We start from the raw sequence: 14618 nt of genomic DNA on the forward strand, positions 1-14618 counted from the left end.
AATAAAGTATATGAACAGAACGAATGTTCTGTTATCTGAATGCGTTTTAGACATCATATATCCTTTATTATGATATAATCTTTATTTTTAACTAATATATATGAATTACTATCCAAAGTCAACTGTATAGCTAAAAAAATTTTGCAATTTTTTATATTTTTAACACAACATATATAAAAAAGACCAAATATAATTAAAAAAAAGGTATAAAATTAGAAAAATTAAAAATAAAATTAAATATATATAAAAAAATTTATTAGATGAATTATATACAAAAAACAATGCAAAAACATAGTTATTTCAACAGCCAAAATCTGAAAAATACATAATTCATTCCAAAAAAATTGAAGCAATCCTTCAATTTAAGTTGAAATCAAAATTCGACTAATTTTATTGTATAATTTTTCAAATATATATTTAGCCATATCTGCTTTTTTCTTGATTTATAAACTTTTTGTTGTTTTAATGAGAAAAACCAAGAATTTAATTAGTATTTTTCAATATAGCTGAACTTCCACCATTCATATCAATTTTTATTATAACAGAACGTTCGTTATCCACATTATTTAATAAGTAAAAAAAATAAACTATTATATGTATGAACACAAAAGAATTAATTTTAGAAACGACTTTAAAATTAATGATAGAAAATCATGACTCAATTATTTCAATTAGACAAATTAGTAACGCATCAGGAATTGCTATCGGTGGAATATACCACCATTTTTCAAATAAAGAAGAGATATATAATGAAATTATTGAAAAATATTATATAAACTATTATAAATTTGATATTGACCAACTAAGGCAGATAAAGGGAAATGCAAAAGAGAAAATCCACAATGTCATGGCTGAAATTTTCAAGCAAAAAGAAACCGGAATCCCCATTGAATCGATTGATGATGAAATAGACTACAGATCCGTATTGCTGGTTTTGAGTGGAAATGGATTTGCTTATGAAAAAACTATGGAGCTTAGCCAAAGTCTCATAAAAGAATCAAGGGAATTTTTAACAGAAATTATTAGGGAAGGTCAAGAAAATAGGGAAATCCGCCAGGACTTCTCAGCCGAAGACATTGCAGAATCATTAATTATCATGTATATGGGAATTCAATATAGATGGGAAGTACATTTAATTGAGGATATGACCCCTACCTTTGAAGATAATTTTAATTTGGAATGGGAAAAGATAAGATTCAGAGAATAATTAATTAACATGAAAAGTGGTTATATGAATACTAAAGACATGATTCTTGAAAAAACGCTGAAATTAATATTGGATAAAGGGACAATTGATATTTCAATTAGTGAAATCCGAAATTGTACCGGACTGACAACCGGCGGCATTTATTATCATTTTTCAGATAAAAGCGACATATTTGAAGAAATTTTACAAAAGTATATGGTGGATTACATTAAAGTCGATTTTGATAAAATCATCCTTGAAGGCTCATCAAAGAACAGAATCCATGATACACTGTTTCATATTTTACACCACTACATAAATGGCGTGGAAATTGAAAGCATCAACGAAAAAATCAATTACAGCAGCATAGTACTTCTTTTAACCTCAGTGGGATATGCCCATGATAGAGTTAATCAGATAATTTCACAGACAGGAAACGATGTTAAAATGTTTTTAACCGACCTTGTCGAAGAGGGCAAAAGGCAAAATGAAATCAGACAGGACTTCCCAACTGAAAACATTGTGGAATCATTGTATACCCTGTATATGGGAATTCAATATCACTGGTTAGCTTTCCCGGATTATGATGTTGAATTGATGTTTGAGAAAAACTTTGAAATGACTTGGCAGGTCATCGAATGCCAATGAAACTGTTTTTCCCACTCTCTTATTTTTAAAGAAATATTTATTTCTCCTTTAGAAAAAGGAGAAAATTAACAAAATAATTTAATTGAATTTTTCAAAAACGATACCTGCTCCCACATAGGATATCTCAAACAGGATAAAGCAGACAAATATCCAGATATCAAATACGCCGCAAAGGGCAAGCAGTAACACTACAACCTTCATCACAAAGCGGTATTCAAAAAATAAATTTAAAAACCTGTCATCGGTCTTTTTTGGAATTAGCTCATGACCTATTTCATCACTTATCATACCTAAAATACAAATCAGCAGAATAACCAATCCCAAGTTAGGAATTCCCGCAATCAGAAGTATTGCTAAAAAAACAATCAGAGTGATTATATGATGAAGCCCGTCCACCTTTAAAACTATGAGATTGCCTATCAGTATGGAAATGAAAAGGTATGCCGCTTCGCTACTGTAAATTGAAGCCAAAGCAGATGCAATAGCGCATATGATTCCCAACAGTGCTGAAAAAGTCAACTCATGGTTTACATCATACAGATCATCGGAATATTTCATGAAAAATCCGGAAATAATAAAAAGAATACCAAGAACAATATAATTCATCCAATCACATCCATTAAAACATTAGGGATTTTCTACAATGTCGTCATTCAGATAAACAACTGATGCGACACAAGATGCGATGTTTTTAACCTGAGTAGTGCAAGGTTCAACAATCAGATTCTTAATTTCGACATTCCTTTTTTCCATCATGTATCTGACCATATATTCTGCTTCTTCAATCAGGTCTTTTGAATCCTTATTTATTCCACTAGTTTCAACAACACAACCCAATTCATCTCCGATAGCAACAGCCACAACCACAGTTAGAACATCTCCGGGATTGTCTGATGTAAGTTCTGACAATACACAGTTTACCATTGACCCTGCCTTAAGTTTTGGCAAATCACATATCTCGGCATTGCCTGCAAGCATGCTGGACACTTTAATCAGGTTCACGTCCCCTATTCCGGCATCGCTCAAAGCATTGTCAAAAGCATTTAATTTTGTTGGTCCTTCATCTTTTCCAGATACAATCGCTATTCTCATTTTATCACTTATTATTAACTCTCCAAATAATTTTAAATAATATTCAGTTTTTTAAGTTTAAAATTTCTAATTATTCTTTATTTTTAATTTAAAAGAATAAAATCAATATATTAACTGAAACAATATATCAATATATTTAATATTAAAATAAAAGTTACATTTTAATGTATGAAGTTAAAATAATATAAACTTATCCACCATATTTAAAAATGATTAATTTCCATCAATTAATAATTATCCATAATCGGCAGATATTAGGGCAATATCCTCAGTTATAAAAATAAAAAAAAGAGTAAAAAAAAGGAAGAAAAATTACATTAATCTTCCGACACCAGTAATTTCAATACTGGCTACACCAGGAATGTCTGAAACCATTGCTTCAACAGGTTCAGATCCACCTTCACCATCATCGGTGATGAAACTTAAGATAATAGCCACTAAACCAAATGCAATTGGTTCTTCAGCAATTTCGTGGATTTCTGCGCCTTCTGGCATTGAATTTTTAATAGTTTCTTTGATAGCTTCTAAGTCTTCTTCTGGACTGTCTGGCATAATTTTCATTGTAGTTAAAACTTCACCCATTCTAATTCCTCCATTCAAGTTTATGGTCCTTCAAAACCACATTCACATTTGTAACCGTGACCGAAAGTACGGCATTTTTCACATCTTGCAATTTTTGCTCCACATTCTGGACATTCGAATTCAACGAAAGTTCCAGTTAATGGAATTTCTTGTTTACAACTTACACATTCTACTTTTTTCATTCTAATCACCTGTTATTTGTGTGTAATCGAAGTTATAATCATTTATATTATCATCTATTAAAGATAAAACCCTTTCAGGGTACTTCCCATTCACAACATAACAATTAGTCCCATACCTTAATAAAAGAGACGGTAACATTACATCAATCGACGACTCCTGAAAAGTTAGTAATGTTTTTGCATCGATTTTACTTATGAATGTTGAACCTGGCTCTTTCGGTTCTTGGGTATATATACCATTTACATTTGTTACTATTAAAAGGTTTGCATTCAGGAGGTGCGCAACATATGCCGAAATCGAATCAGAGGTCACATCCCAACTGCATTCGAATGGATCATTTTCCCTTAAAAACTGAGAAACAACAAATATGGGAGTGAAACCCTCATCTGAAATTTTTTCAACATCCTCAATCGAATATGAGAGCTTGCATGAGTCAACCTTATCGCAAACGAGTTTGGCGATTATATCCATGCAATCGATGGCCGTCCAGTGATTGGCTTCGTCTGAAAAGTTGATCTCATCATCATATCTGCGAATAAGATTGGCGAATTCCCCTCCTCCGAAAATAATCACCGAATTTGTGTTTTCTAGACGTTTTGCAAGTTCAATTGCATATTTTGGAAATAGGCTTCCCCCAATCTTTACAACCTGTTTTATGATAATAATCACACCACTGTTTAATTAAAATAACGATTCATTAAATGATAGTTTAACTATAAAAGTTTTAAATCCCCAGTCACTTCGTCAAGGATTTCATCTTCATCAGGTCCCAACGCCAAAACTGTAACGCTTGATGTAGGTATCTGTGTCCTTCCGGCATCAACTACCAAATAATTGGCAATGCCCTTTTCATCAGCCAGTTTTTTAAGAGCTGTAAGCTCCTCCAATGTCTTTACCTTTAAAACCACCTTGGCATATGCCTCATTTTCCCATTTTCTGATCTTGTCAGCAGGTGATTTCTTATATGCACCTATTGCACCATGGCAGCACTGAGCCGCAATCTTTCCCTTGCGCATCTTCAAATCAGTTCTAACTATCATTACCTGTTTCATAATATCCCAAAAAATTGTTTAAAAAAATAATTTAAGGCATCTGCAATGCAGATTACCTTATCTATAATTTAAAGTATATCACAACAATTGCCGCAATAACAATGAATACTGCCACTACCATCCAGAGAACTCCAAACAACGGATTGCTGTTATCTTGAGTAGGAACTGAGAGATTGGTATTATTAGCAGTATGGTTTGTCACATTAGCGGTTTGATTTGCAGTTGTGTTTACAGGTGTGTCAGCTGAGACAGTATCCCCGCTTGAATATCCGGATGAACTGGAAGTGTATGTAGGAGTTGAAGAGTAAGAACTTGAGCTGTATCCACTATTTGAAGAAGATCCAGAATTACTGGATTGAGAGCCCGAACTTGAGCTTGAACTGCTGCTCTTTGAGGTATCATCACCAGTTGAACTTTTCTGATCACTACTTCCGGAATCTGGAGTTTTAGAACCTCCACTGTCACTGCTTCCGGAATCAGAAGAGTCAGAACTTCCACCATCAGAACCTGAATCTGAACTTCCACTGTCACTAGCTTCAGCGAAAACACATCCGCATGCAGACATTACAATAATCAATGCCAAAACTATACTTAAAATTTTATTAATTTTCATAAAACCACCTATTGTATCAAATTTAAAAGTGACTTTTGATGTTTAACAATTTAATGTTTCTTATTTAAATAATTAATTAAGAATTGTCAGATATTTTTTAATGAAAATATTGCAATACTTTAATTAAATAGTTTTTACATAATTATTAATGATTATATTTTTAAGGAGATTATAATGAGTCGTATATCAATTTTAGATAAAGACAGATGTCAGCCTAAAAAATGTGACTACGTCTGCATTCATTACTGTCCGGGTGTCAGAATGGAAGAGGACACCATAGTAATCGATGAGGATACAAAAAAACCGCTGATATCTGAAGAGTTATGTGAAGGGTGCGGTATCTGTACAAACCGATGCCCGTTTGATGCTATTACAATCATCAACCTGCCAGAAGCGGCAGGCGAACCGATTCACAGGTTTGGCCAGAACCAGTTTGAACTGTTCGGACTTCCATCCCTTGAAGAGGGCAGCGTACTGGGACTTCTCGGACCGAACGGTATCGGTAAATCCACAATCATGAACATATTGTCAGGAAGTCTGATTCCAAACTTCGGAGACTATGAAAACAGGCCAGAAAACTGGGATGCAGTCATTGACTACTACAAGGGATCATCCCTACAAAAATACTTTACAGACCTGTCCGAAGGCAACATCAAAACAATCCTGAAACCGCAGATGGTAGACAAGCTTCCGAAAGTCGTGAAAGGTAAAGTAAGGGATTTGCTTGAAAACGTTAACGAAAGGGACAAGCTCGACTATGTCACCACAGAACTGCAGCTTGAAAACGTTCTTGACAGAAAAATGGAAAACCTGAGTGGTGGAGAACTTCAAAGGGTTGCAATAGCTGCAACTGTACTTAGGGAAGGCGATTTCTACTACTTTGACGAACCGACATCCTGGCTGGACGTATCCCAGAGACTGAATGCAGTCAAGGTAATCCGTTCCCTTGCAGATGAGGGAAAAAGCGTACTTGTAATCGAGCACGACCTCGCTACACTTGATGCACTTTCAGACAACATTCACATCCTGTACGGTACTCCAGGAGGATACGGTGTAGTGTCCGGTAAGAAGGGAGTTCGTCTGGGAATCAACGCTTACATAAACGGATTTTTAGCTGAAGAAAATGTCAGAATCAGAAGAAATCCAATTGAGTTTACAATAAGACCGCCAACCCCTGAGGATGAAGGGGATTCACTTGCAAGCTACAGCGATTTAAGCAAGGAATACGACGGTTTCACACTGACCGCCGACGAAGGTGAAATATTCTATGATGAAATCGTGACCGCATTCGGGTCAAACGGTATCGGTAAGACCACATTCGCCAAAATGCTTGCAGGCGTTGAGGAGCCAACAAGCGGAGAAGTTGATGAAGAGGTTACAATAGCATACAAACCACAATACATCGTTTCAAACTTCGAAGGAACTGTCCGTGACTTTTTATACATGAACGCACCAAGTTTCGGATCCAAAATCTTTGAAAGTGAAATAATGAAACCGTTGACATTGGAGGAAATGCTTGACAAACCTGTAAAAGGTTTGAGTGGTGGAGAACTTCAAAGACTGGCAATTGCCGCAACATTATCCAAAGATGCCGAAATCTATCTTTTCGACGAACCTACCGCATTTCTGGATGTTGAGCAAAGGCTGATTGCCGCAAGGGTGATACGTAAACTTGTTGAAAGCAGAAACGCAGCTTCACTTATTGTTGACCACGATATCGTATTTATCGACTACATTTCAGACAGGGCGATGGTGTTCAACGGAACTCCTGGTCTGAACGGTCATGCCTCAAAGCCTACTGATTTGAGAAATGCAATGAACGAATTTTTAGGCAATTTAAACATTACATTCAGAAGGGATAAGGAAACCAAAAGGCCAAGAGTCAACAAGCTTGACAGTTACAAAGACCGTGAACAGAAAGAAAAAGGAGAATATTATTACCTATCCGATTAAATTTTCTACCTATCACCATTAATTAAAAAGAGTTATTAAAGAGAGGAGGAAACTTTAATAACTCAACAACTTAAATAATCATCATTAATTAACTGATCAATTTAATATACAAATCCAAAAAAAATATTGTCAAGATAGAGAGTAAATAGCTTTAACAGCTATTTACACTAGTTATATGACCTAATTTATATTTGAGGTACGGACATATAAAATTATCAAATGAGGCGAATTTGATAATCTATACTATACTAACTAGTAATAACCATATAAATGTTATTAATATATTACTCTTTAAAATAAGCTTTAAATTAAAATATACTAATTAAATTCCATTTACTGGACAAAATATGAATATAACTTTAAATTATAGAAAAAATAACATCTATACAATCTTCGTTTAAAAAAGATAATAATGATTAAAATTATTAAAATTACCTTGAATTAAAAAATAATGGAATATACTGGGCAAATTATTAAAAAAATTGTTTATGAACCCCAATTAATATAATCCCATCAATTCCTTTATTTTGACAAATATTACTACTCCAAAATATTAAAATAAAAAATGTAATACTTTTTATCAAAATAATACTATCGTAAATAATATTTTATTATAAAAAATTATTAAAAAATGGAATAGCTATTAAAAATCTGAGGAGTCGATTGCTTTAATAGCTATTGTAGACAGTGAAAGAAACCTATATATAATTATACAAATCTCTCTTTATTTATTAATTACTTTACATTGATGGAGAAAATAAGTAATATCAATTGGTTATGCCAACAACTGACATTACTTGGCTAATGATGAATTTTATCAACATAAAGATAATTAATTGAAAAACAATCAAAATATTCTCTATTTTAACTATTTTTCTAGCATTAGTGAGAAACCCACTAATATTAGAAAGACAGCTAAAGACATGAGTGTAAATAGCCAAAATAGCTATTTACAATCATTATCATATGGCTTGACTATTTTAAACTCTTAATCTAATTCTAATGGCCCTAATTTTGAGAGGGTCTTATGGAATTCCTCCATGGTTCTTTGAAACTTCTCACCTTCAGATGCTGAAATCCATTCATGACGGAACCTTTCCTTTTCAATTCCAAATTCCTCAAGAATGTCCTCAACAATTTTTGATCTTCTTGACCATTTGTAGTTACCCGCATCATAATGACAGTCACCAATATGGCATCCTCCTACAAATACACCATCAGCACCCTCCTGAAATGCCTTAAATATCATTGAAGGATTAATTCTTCCTGAACACATCACACGTATGATTCTGATGTTTGGGGAATATTGCATACGAGCAGTTCCTGCAGTATCCGCACCACCATAACAACACCAATTACATAATAAACCTACAATTTTTAAATCATCAGACATCAAATCACCTCATAACTCTGTTTTTTCTGGACTGTACAATGGAGGTTTGATATCATCTGAAACTCCAGCTACATAACCAGTTCTATCATAGTACTTTTTCTGCAATTTATCAAAGATCAATGAAACAGGAATATCCATTGGACATACATCATCACATTGGCCACAGTCTATACAACTGAAACTCATGTGTGACAATCTAACCCCCTGGAAAGCGATTGGTGTTGGAGGAATGTTTGTTTCATCCTTGAAGTAAGGTTTATCCAATTCGCAGTTTTCAAAGCACCAGCATATCGGGCAAACATCGCGACATGCATAACAGCTAATGCAACGGTTCCATTCAGTCATTTCACTGACTGTTGGATAAGTTGCTTCTTGATTCTTTTTAGCCATTTTAATCATGATGTTTTCAACCTTGGATCTTCCTTCCACGGCAGCATCATTAGGAGATTTGGTTTCAAGAACCCCTGCTTTTTTAGCACCATCTATTAGTTCCTGACCTTTTTCATCATTTATTTCAATGAATGTCCATCCATCTTCAGCGCCCCAATTCCCACAGGCAATATTTGCTTTTCTTGGGATTTTAACATCACACCTTTGGCAGTTGGTACGGCGTCCATATCCTTTCTCTTCAAGGTCATGGATTTTCACCGCTTCTTCTGAACCGTCAGCAAGTTCAATGATGAATTGGCCCTTGTCAATTTCTTCACTTATAACCTCATCAGGATTGGCTTCATAGAAAAGGTCAATCATTTCTCTTCCGCTGACTGGTGACACTGTTCCTCCACAGTTTAAACCAATCATATAAATGTTGTCCCTATTGATTTTATGCCGGGTTATTAGTTCTTCAACTGCCCTCATATCACATGGCTTGACTGTGAATGCAACTTTCTTATCAATGAAATATTTCTGGACAAGGTCCCCAATCATTGTTGGAGCACAATGATAAGATCCAGCAGTTTTTATTAAATCTTGTGAATCGGTGATGAAAACTGGAAACGCATCATAAACATCATCTTGAGGACTTAATGCTAAAACGCCATCAACTAAACCTTCATCAAGTAAGTACTTAAGAATACTGGTTACAGCTCCCCCACATTCTCCTGCTTCAAGAATTTCACTATCTTGAGATTTTGCTAAAACATAACTCATATTATCTCCCCTATTTGTTTAACTCCCCAATAACTTCAATAATGCTTAAGTTATCTGATTCAACTGCTACATTGAAATTTTGCTCTTCACCCATTGCATTAACAAAAGATCCGTCTTGCTCTAACCATGATTTTATAGGAACAATAATGTCTGCAATTTTTGTAGTGTCATTTTCACAGCAGGCAAAACTGATGATTTTAGAGAGTTTAGTAAAGTCATACTCGAACTCATCAACGACATCGTCATTGAAAACCAATAGTAATTTTGTTTCATCGAACAACTCTACCATTTCATCACTGGACTTTGAATCAATAATATTCAATGCACCTTTTGTATTAGCCTTACTGAAAACAGGTAAAATTTTACAGGCCAATGACTCCAATTTATCCAAATCATCTGCCCCATCAACATAATTAAACACTACCACTGAAGATTCGTCGATTTCTGCCATAAAATTATCTAAAAATTCCTGAACTGATGAAGTGGATGTTTCATCAGCAATGTTGAATGTGACTGCATTTTCATTTTTACTCAATGCATATATTTTTGCATCATTTTGTTTCGCATGAACAATTCTTCTTCCAATCAACGGATTTTCATACAGCAAATCACCTATTACAAATACCTTGCCGGCACCTGCAATCTCATCATATGATGCAACATCATCAAAATTCTTTAGGTCATTTGCATAAAAACCTATATTAAAACCATTGGATTCAGCGAACTGTTTGATCGCTTCAATTTCTTCAACTGTACTGTTTCCGGAACAAATTACAGATACTTCTGATGAACTGCAAGATTTGATTTCATTTATAGCTTCTGCCATTGCTTTGTCAATGTCAATATCTTCAAATTTGCTTTTAAAACAGTCTATAGAATTTCTTCCATTTAAACAGTTTTTACCCGCATTGACAGGATGTCTTTTATAAGGGAATGTCCCAACAATTTCTTTACCATCTAAAATCACATTTATACCACAACCAACACTACATGAAGGGCATAACGTGTGTTTAATTTCAAACATAATACATCACCAAAATTTTAAAAAGTAGCATTCAGATTTACAGTAGAATTAACATCATCGGTTAATAGCTCATAATTTGATTGTCGGGTTAATGTAATCATGTTCATCAGCATTGTGCATGCATGATGGAAAACAATTTGAGAACACTCCTTCTGCAGGAATTCTTCAAAAATTTCTAACCTAATTAAACCCTCAACCTTAAAGTTTAAATTCAAATATTCACTGGATCTTAAAACTATATTGTAGTTTACATCCCTTTGATCAGTGTTTATATATTCAACTGACCAATCAATATCCAAATTTAAATTAGCATTCTTGAGATTGTAATTTTCCCGAATCATGGCTATTTTCTCTACAGTAATTTCCACACTACTCTCTCCAATCATTATTAATGATAATCTCCAAATTATTTAACTTAAAAAAAAATTAATTAAATAATCTATATAATACTGAATAGTAATAACCATATAAAGATTATTAAAGTATTACTCCCTAAATTGGAAGTTTAAAGAGAAAATAATATAAATTAACATCATATTATCGAAATAAAGAAGGATTAGTTTATAATTTAGTAAAACACTGATTATCCACAATTTATCAGGAAAAAATAATAATTGGAAAAATCGTTCAAATGCAATAAAAATTTAAAAAAAGAAATAAAAAATTTATTTGAATAAAATGAACGGATACTAAAAATGGATTTTTAAAAATAATGAATTTACTTAAATTTAAAAGTAAAAATATAATTAAAGTATGCTGAAAAAAATAGTAATACTTTTTATAAAAATAATACTACTTTGAAACATACTTTTTTAGAAAAAAATATTACTAAACAATAGTTAATGCATTAGGCACCTTCTTCAAAATGTTATCCCTGACAGGAATCATTGTTGATGAAGCAATTGAAAAGTCCGCATTATCTGCAGCTGCCTTATCATCAGTCTCAGCAATGATTGTGGCATCCAAAGCACTTTGAAGATTGTCAACAGTATTTTTCAATACCCAATCGTCTACATCTGAAATTATAATTTCATCAACATGCTTATCCAATTCATTTGCAATCACCCATGAAATAAACCTTCCTCCATGCAATGCAATAACATTCCCGTCAGCCAAATTCACAATATCCTCTAAAGTATGTCTTAACTCAATATTTTGATACATTCTTGAATTGACCAAAGTTGCCCAATGGGCATCACCAACATGATATGAACCGATTTTTCTAGGATATACATAATCCGGTCCCGCAATCTTAACCGCTGTTGCCAATGACAATAAATCTTGCTTCTGGACTGGAAGACCTCTGTTTGGAAATTCCTCATTAATGATTTGTATGATTCTTGGAAGACCGAATTTTCCCCTTCTTGCAGTGCCAGGCTCATAGCCACACATGTATCCATGATGATTTTTTGGAAATCCTGTGATTACCATGTTCAATCCAGATCTCAAACCTGCCCTGACTTCATGCTCATAAGCTCCATTAGTGGCAACAACCTTACCTGGAGACAATATTCTTGCAGCTGCAATTGTTTTTGCAAATGCCTCAGTGGTGTTTTCGCACCTGTTGAATGGACCTCCTTCAACAACTATGACATCTGCACCTATCTCAATTGATTTTTCAAATCCTGTAATCACCTCATCATATCCATCACCAACAAACATGATTGATTCCAATCCCCTACCATACTTTTTGGCAAGGTCTGCTATGTCCTTGGCTTCCCTTAATGGGGCAGCATGACCGTCACTGGTCTGTTCTGAGGTTACATTGACAGCAACTGATGATGACAGTTTGATCCATTCTTCCTTATCGTCCTTTTCGGCAAGTTCCTTATCGATCAACCTTTCATGAATCCTTCCACGTGGGCATTCTGTAAATGCAGGACCCTTGTTATAACATTCACCACCACATCCACTGATATATTTAGGGAGTCTCATCGCCCCGTTTTCACCGAAATGATCCAAATCAAGGGGAACATCAACTATTTCATGAACTTTCTGCATCACCTCAACGCCTCTCATGCCGAATTTTTCGGCAATGTCTGAAAAGGCATATGCACAGATATGAATAGGTGCTCCAATCATGTCGGCCAGTCGGCAATTGCCCAGCAATTCTTTTAGTTCCAAATCGGATGCACAGGTTCCTGCAACCACCTCCGTCAAATCACATCCCAGAGGGAATCTTTTGAATTGCATTCCCAAACGCATTGTCTCTTCCAGGGAAAGCTCTGAGATTGCATCAACAACAGTGGTTACATCCTTATCCATTTTTGATATTTCAATTGCTGATTCATCATCAAAAACTGCTTTTTTTATTAAGTCATACATGAAAATCTGCTCCATTTATGTTATATATATTATATTTTTCAGTAAAATCTTTAATAAATAAGTTTCGATTTAGGTATACCTAAAATAATAGTAAACATTATATATTATAAAATTAAAAGTATTACTTATTCCTATTTAAATAAATAAATAGTAATAACAGTAATACTAAAAATAGAAAAAATATAGTTAAGATAATACTTAACAAAGTAGAATATAAAGATTTAAATAATATGATTTTTTAAATATAATTTATTACTGCATGGAATAAAATTACCATAATTTGTAATAATAGCAAGTATATATTTAGACCATGCAGTAAAACTTTTTTAAATAAATTTATTTAAAAAAAAGTTACCAACTATTAAGGAGACAAAAATATGATTCTTTCTAAACTAAAAGAAAGATTCAATAACGATAGTAAAGGAGACAAAAAAATGAAAGTAGCAATTTTAGGTGCAGGATGTTACAGAACTCATGCTGCAAGTGGAATTACCAACTTCTCAAGAGCTTGTGAAGTTGCAGAAGCAACCGGAAAAGAAAACATCTCAATGACTCACTCAACCATCGAAATGGGTGCAGAATTATTAGAATTAGCCGGAGTAGATGAAGTAGTAGTATCCGACCCAGTATTTGACGGTGAATTCACTGTAGTAGATGACTTTGATTACGCAGAAGTTATGGCAGCTCACAAAGCAGGAAACCCAGAAGAAGTAATGCCAGCAATCAGAGCAAAAGTTGCTGAATTAGCTGAAACTGTACCAAAACCAGAAAAAGGTGCAATTCACTTCACTCACCCTGAAGACTTAGGTATGAAATGTACCACCGATGACCGTGAAGCTGTTGCTGACGCTGACTGGGTTATGACCTGGTTACCAGAAGGAGGTATGCAACCTGCTATCATCGAAAAATTCGCTGACGCTATTAAACCTGGTGCAATCGTAACTCACGCATGTACCATTCCAACCACTGGATTAAACAAAATCTTCGAAGACTTAGGAACTGACGTTAACGTAGCTTCCTACCACCCTGGTGCAGTACCAGAAATGAAAGGACAAGTTTACATTGCTGAAGGTTTCGCAGACCAAGCTTCCATCGACACCTTAATGGACTTAGGTCAAAAAGCAAGAGGATCCGCATTCACATTACCAGCTAACATGGTTGGTCCTGTATGTGACATGTGTTCCGCAGTAACCGCTATTACCTACGCAGGTATCTTAGCTTACAGAGACACCGTTACTCAAATTTTAGGCGCTCCTGCTGGATTTGCACAAATGATGGCTAACGAAGCTTTAACCCAAGTTACCGCATTAATGCAAAACGAAGGTATCGACAAAATGGACGATGCTTTAAACCCAGCTGCATTATTAGGTACTGCTGACTCAATGAACTTCGGTTCCTTAGCAGAAATCGTACCTACC

At 34.3% G+C, this 14618-nt stretch carries 16 protein-coding genes; 4 read left to right on the forward strand and 12 right to left on the reverse strand.

What is annotated here, in order from left to right; translation table 11 throughout:
- Positions 1–598: 598 nt before the first annotated feature.
- Positions 599–1207 carry a TetR/AcrR family transcriptional regulator gene (locus QZV03_RS03400; RefSeq protein ID WP_296874303.1) on the forward strand — a complete coding sequence of 203 codons (609 nt, stop codon included), beginning with the start codon at positions 599–601 and terminating at the stop codon, positions 1205–1207.
- A 24-nt stretch (positions 1208–1231) separates the two neighbouring features.
- Entirely contained in the window at positions 1232–1834 is a 603-nt protein-coding gene (locus QZV03_RS03405) for a TetR/AcrR family transcriptional regulator (RefSeq protein ID WP_296874304.1), read from the forward strand.
- A gap of 78 nt (positions 1835–1912) precedes the next feature.
- Here QZV03_RS03405 and QZV03_RS03410 read toward each other — a convergent pair whose 3' ends face one another.
- The 7 genes from QZV03_RS03410 to QZV03_RS03440 form a co-directional block, all read right to left on the reverse strand.
- Positions 1913–2440 (reverse strand): hypothetical protein, encoded by a 528-nt coding sequence (locus QZV03_RS03410; protein WP_296874305.1) that lies wholly within the window; start codon positions 2438–2440, stop codon positions 1913–1915.
- A 21-nt stretch (positions 2441–2461) separates the two neighbouring features.
- Positions 2462–2926 carry a pyruvoyl-dependent arginine decarboxylase gene (locus tag QZV03_RS03415; protein WP_296874306.1) on the reverse strand — a complete coding sequence of 155 codons (465 nt, stop codon included), beginning with the start codon at positions 2924–2926 and terminating at the stop codon, positions 2462–2464.
- 312 nt (positions 2927–3238) lie between these two features.
- Positions 3239–3508: an elongation factor 1-beta gene (locus QZV03_RS03420; protein WP_296874307.1), complete on the reverse strand. Its 270-nt coding sequence runs from the start codon at positions 3506–3508 to the stop codon at positions 3239–3241.
- Between the two features lie 20 nt (positions 3509–3528).
- Entirely contained in the window at positions 3529–3690 is a 162-nt protein-coding gene (locus QZV03_RS03425; RefSeq protein WP_296874308.1) for a zinc finger domain-containing protein, read from the reverse strand.
- 1 nt (position 3691) lies between these two features.
- Entirely contained in the window at positions 3692–4360 is a 669-nt protein-coding gene (locus QZV03_RS03430; RefSeq protein WP_296874309.1) for a delta 1-pyrroline-5-carboxylate synthetase, read from the reverse strand.
- A gap of 44 nt (positions 4361–4404) precedes the next feature.
- Complete coding sequence (gene pth2, locus QZV03_RS03435; protein WP_296874310.1) at positions 4405–4743, reverse strand: aminoacyl-tRNA hydrolase; 339 nt, start codon at positions 4741–4743, stop codon at positions 4405–4407.
- Positions 4744–4804: 61 nt separating this feature from the next.
- Entirely contained in the window at positions 4805–5356 is a 552-nt protein-coding gene (locus tag QZV03_RS03440) for a hypothetical protein (RefSeq protein ID WP_296874311.1), read from the reverse strand.
- A 174-nt stretch (positions 5357–5530) separates the two neighbouring features.
- On the opposite strand from QZV03_RS03440, the gene QZV03_RS03445 reads away from it, so the two are divergent.
- Positions 5531–7309, forward strand: coding sequence for a ribosome biogenesis/translation initiation ATPase RLI (locus tag QZV03_RS03445; RefSeq protein WP_296874312.1), 1779 nt, complete (start codon positions 5531–5533; stop codon positions 7307–7309).
- Positions 7310–8297: 988 nt separating this feature from the next.
- Here the strand turns inward: QZV03_RS03445 and QZV03_RS03450 are convergent.
- The 5 genes from QZV03_RS03450 to hmdC all read right to left on the reverse strand — a co-directional run bounded on the left by QZV03_RS03450 (position 8298) and on the right by hmdC (position 13200).
- The gene (locus QZV03_RS03450; protein ID WP_296874313.1) at positions 8298–8702 is read right to left on the reverse strand and encodes a hydrogenase iron-sulfur subunit; all 405 of its coding nucleotides are present in this window, start codon (positions 8700–8702) and stop codon (positions 8298–8300) included.
- Between the two features lie 9 nt (positions 8703–8711).
- The gene (locus tag QZV03_RS03455; protein ID WP_296874314.1) at positions 8712–9851 is read right to left on the reverse strand and encodes a Coenzyme F420 hydrogenase/dehydrogenase, beta subunit C-terminal domain; all 1140 of its coding nucleotides are present in this window, start codon (positions 9849–9851) and stop codon (positions 8712–8714) included.
- A 10-nt stretch (positions 9852–9861) separates the two neighbouring features.
- Positions 9862–10875: a molybdopterin-dependent oxidoreductase gene (locus QZV03_RS03460; RefSeq protein ID WP_296874315.1), complete on the reverse strand. Its 1014-nt coding sequence runs from the start codon at positions 10873–10875 to the stop codon at positions 9862–9864.
- Positions 10876–10892: 17 nt separating this feature from the next.
- A complete protein-coding gene (locus QZV03_RS03465) occupies positions 10893–11243 on the reverse strand; it encodes a hypothetical protein (RefSeq protein WP_296874316.1) in 351 nt (116 codons plus the stop codon).
- A 460-nt stretch (positions 11244–11703) separates the two neighbouring features.
- A complete protein-coding gene (gene hmdC / locus QZV03_RS03470; protein ID WP_296874317.1) occupies positions 11704–13200 on the reverse strand; it encodes a 5,10-methenyltetrahydromethanopterin hydrogenase cofactor biosynthesis protein HmdC in 1497 nt (498 codons plus the stop codon).
- A gap of 434 nt (positions 13201–13634) precedes the next feature.
- Here hmdC and hmd point away from each other — a divergent pair.
- The coding region (gene hmd, locus QZV03_RS03475; RefSeq protein WP_296874318.1) for a 5,10-methenyltetrahydromethanopterin hydrogenase at positions 13635–14618 on the forward strand (984 nt) is incomplete at its 3' end.

Source organism: uncultured Methanobrevibacter sp. (assembly GCF_902788255.1).
In the GTDB taxonomy this organism is placed as follows: domain Archaea; phylum Methanobacteriota; class Methanobacteria; order Methanobacteriales; family Methanobacteriaceae; genus Methanocatella.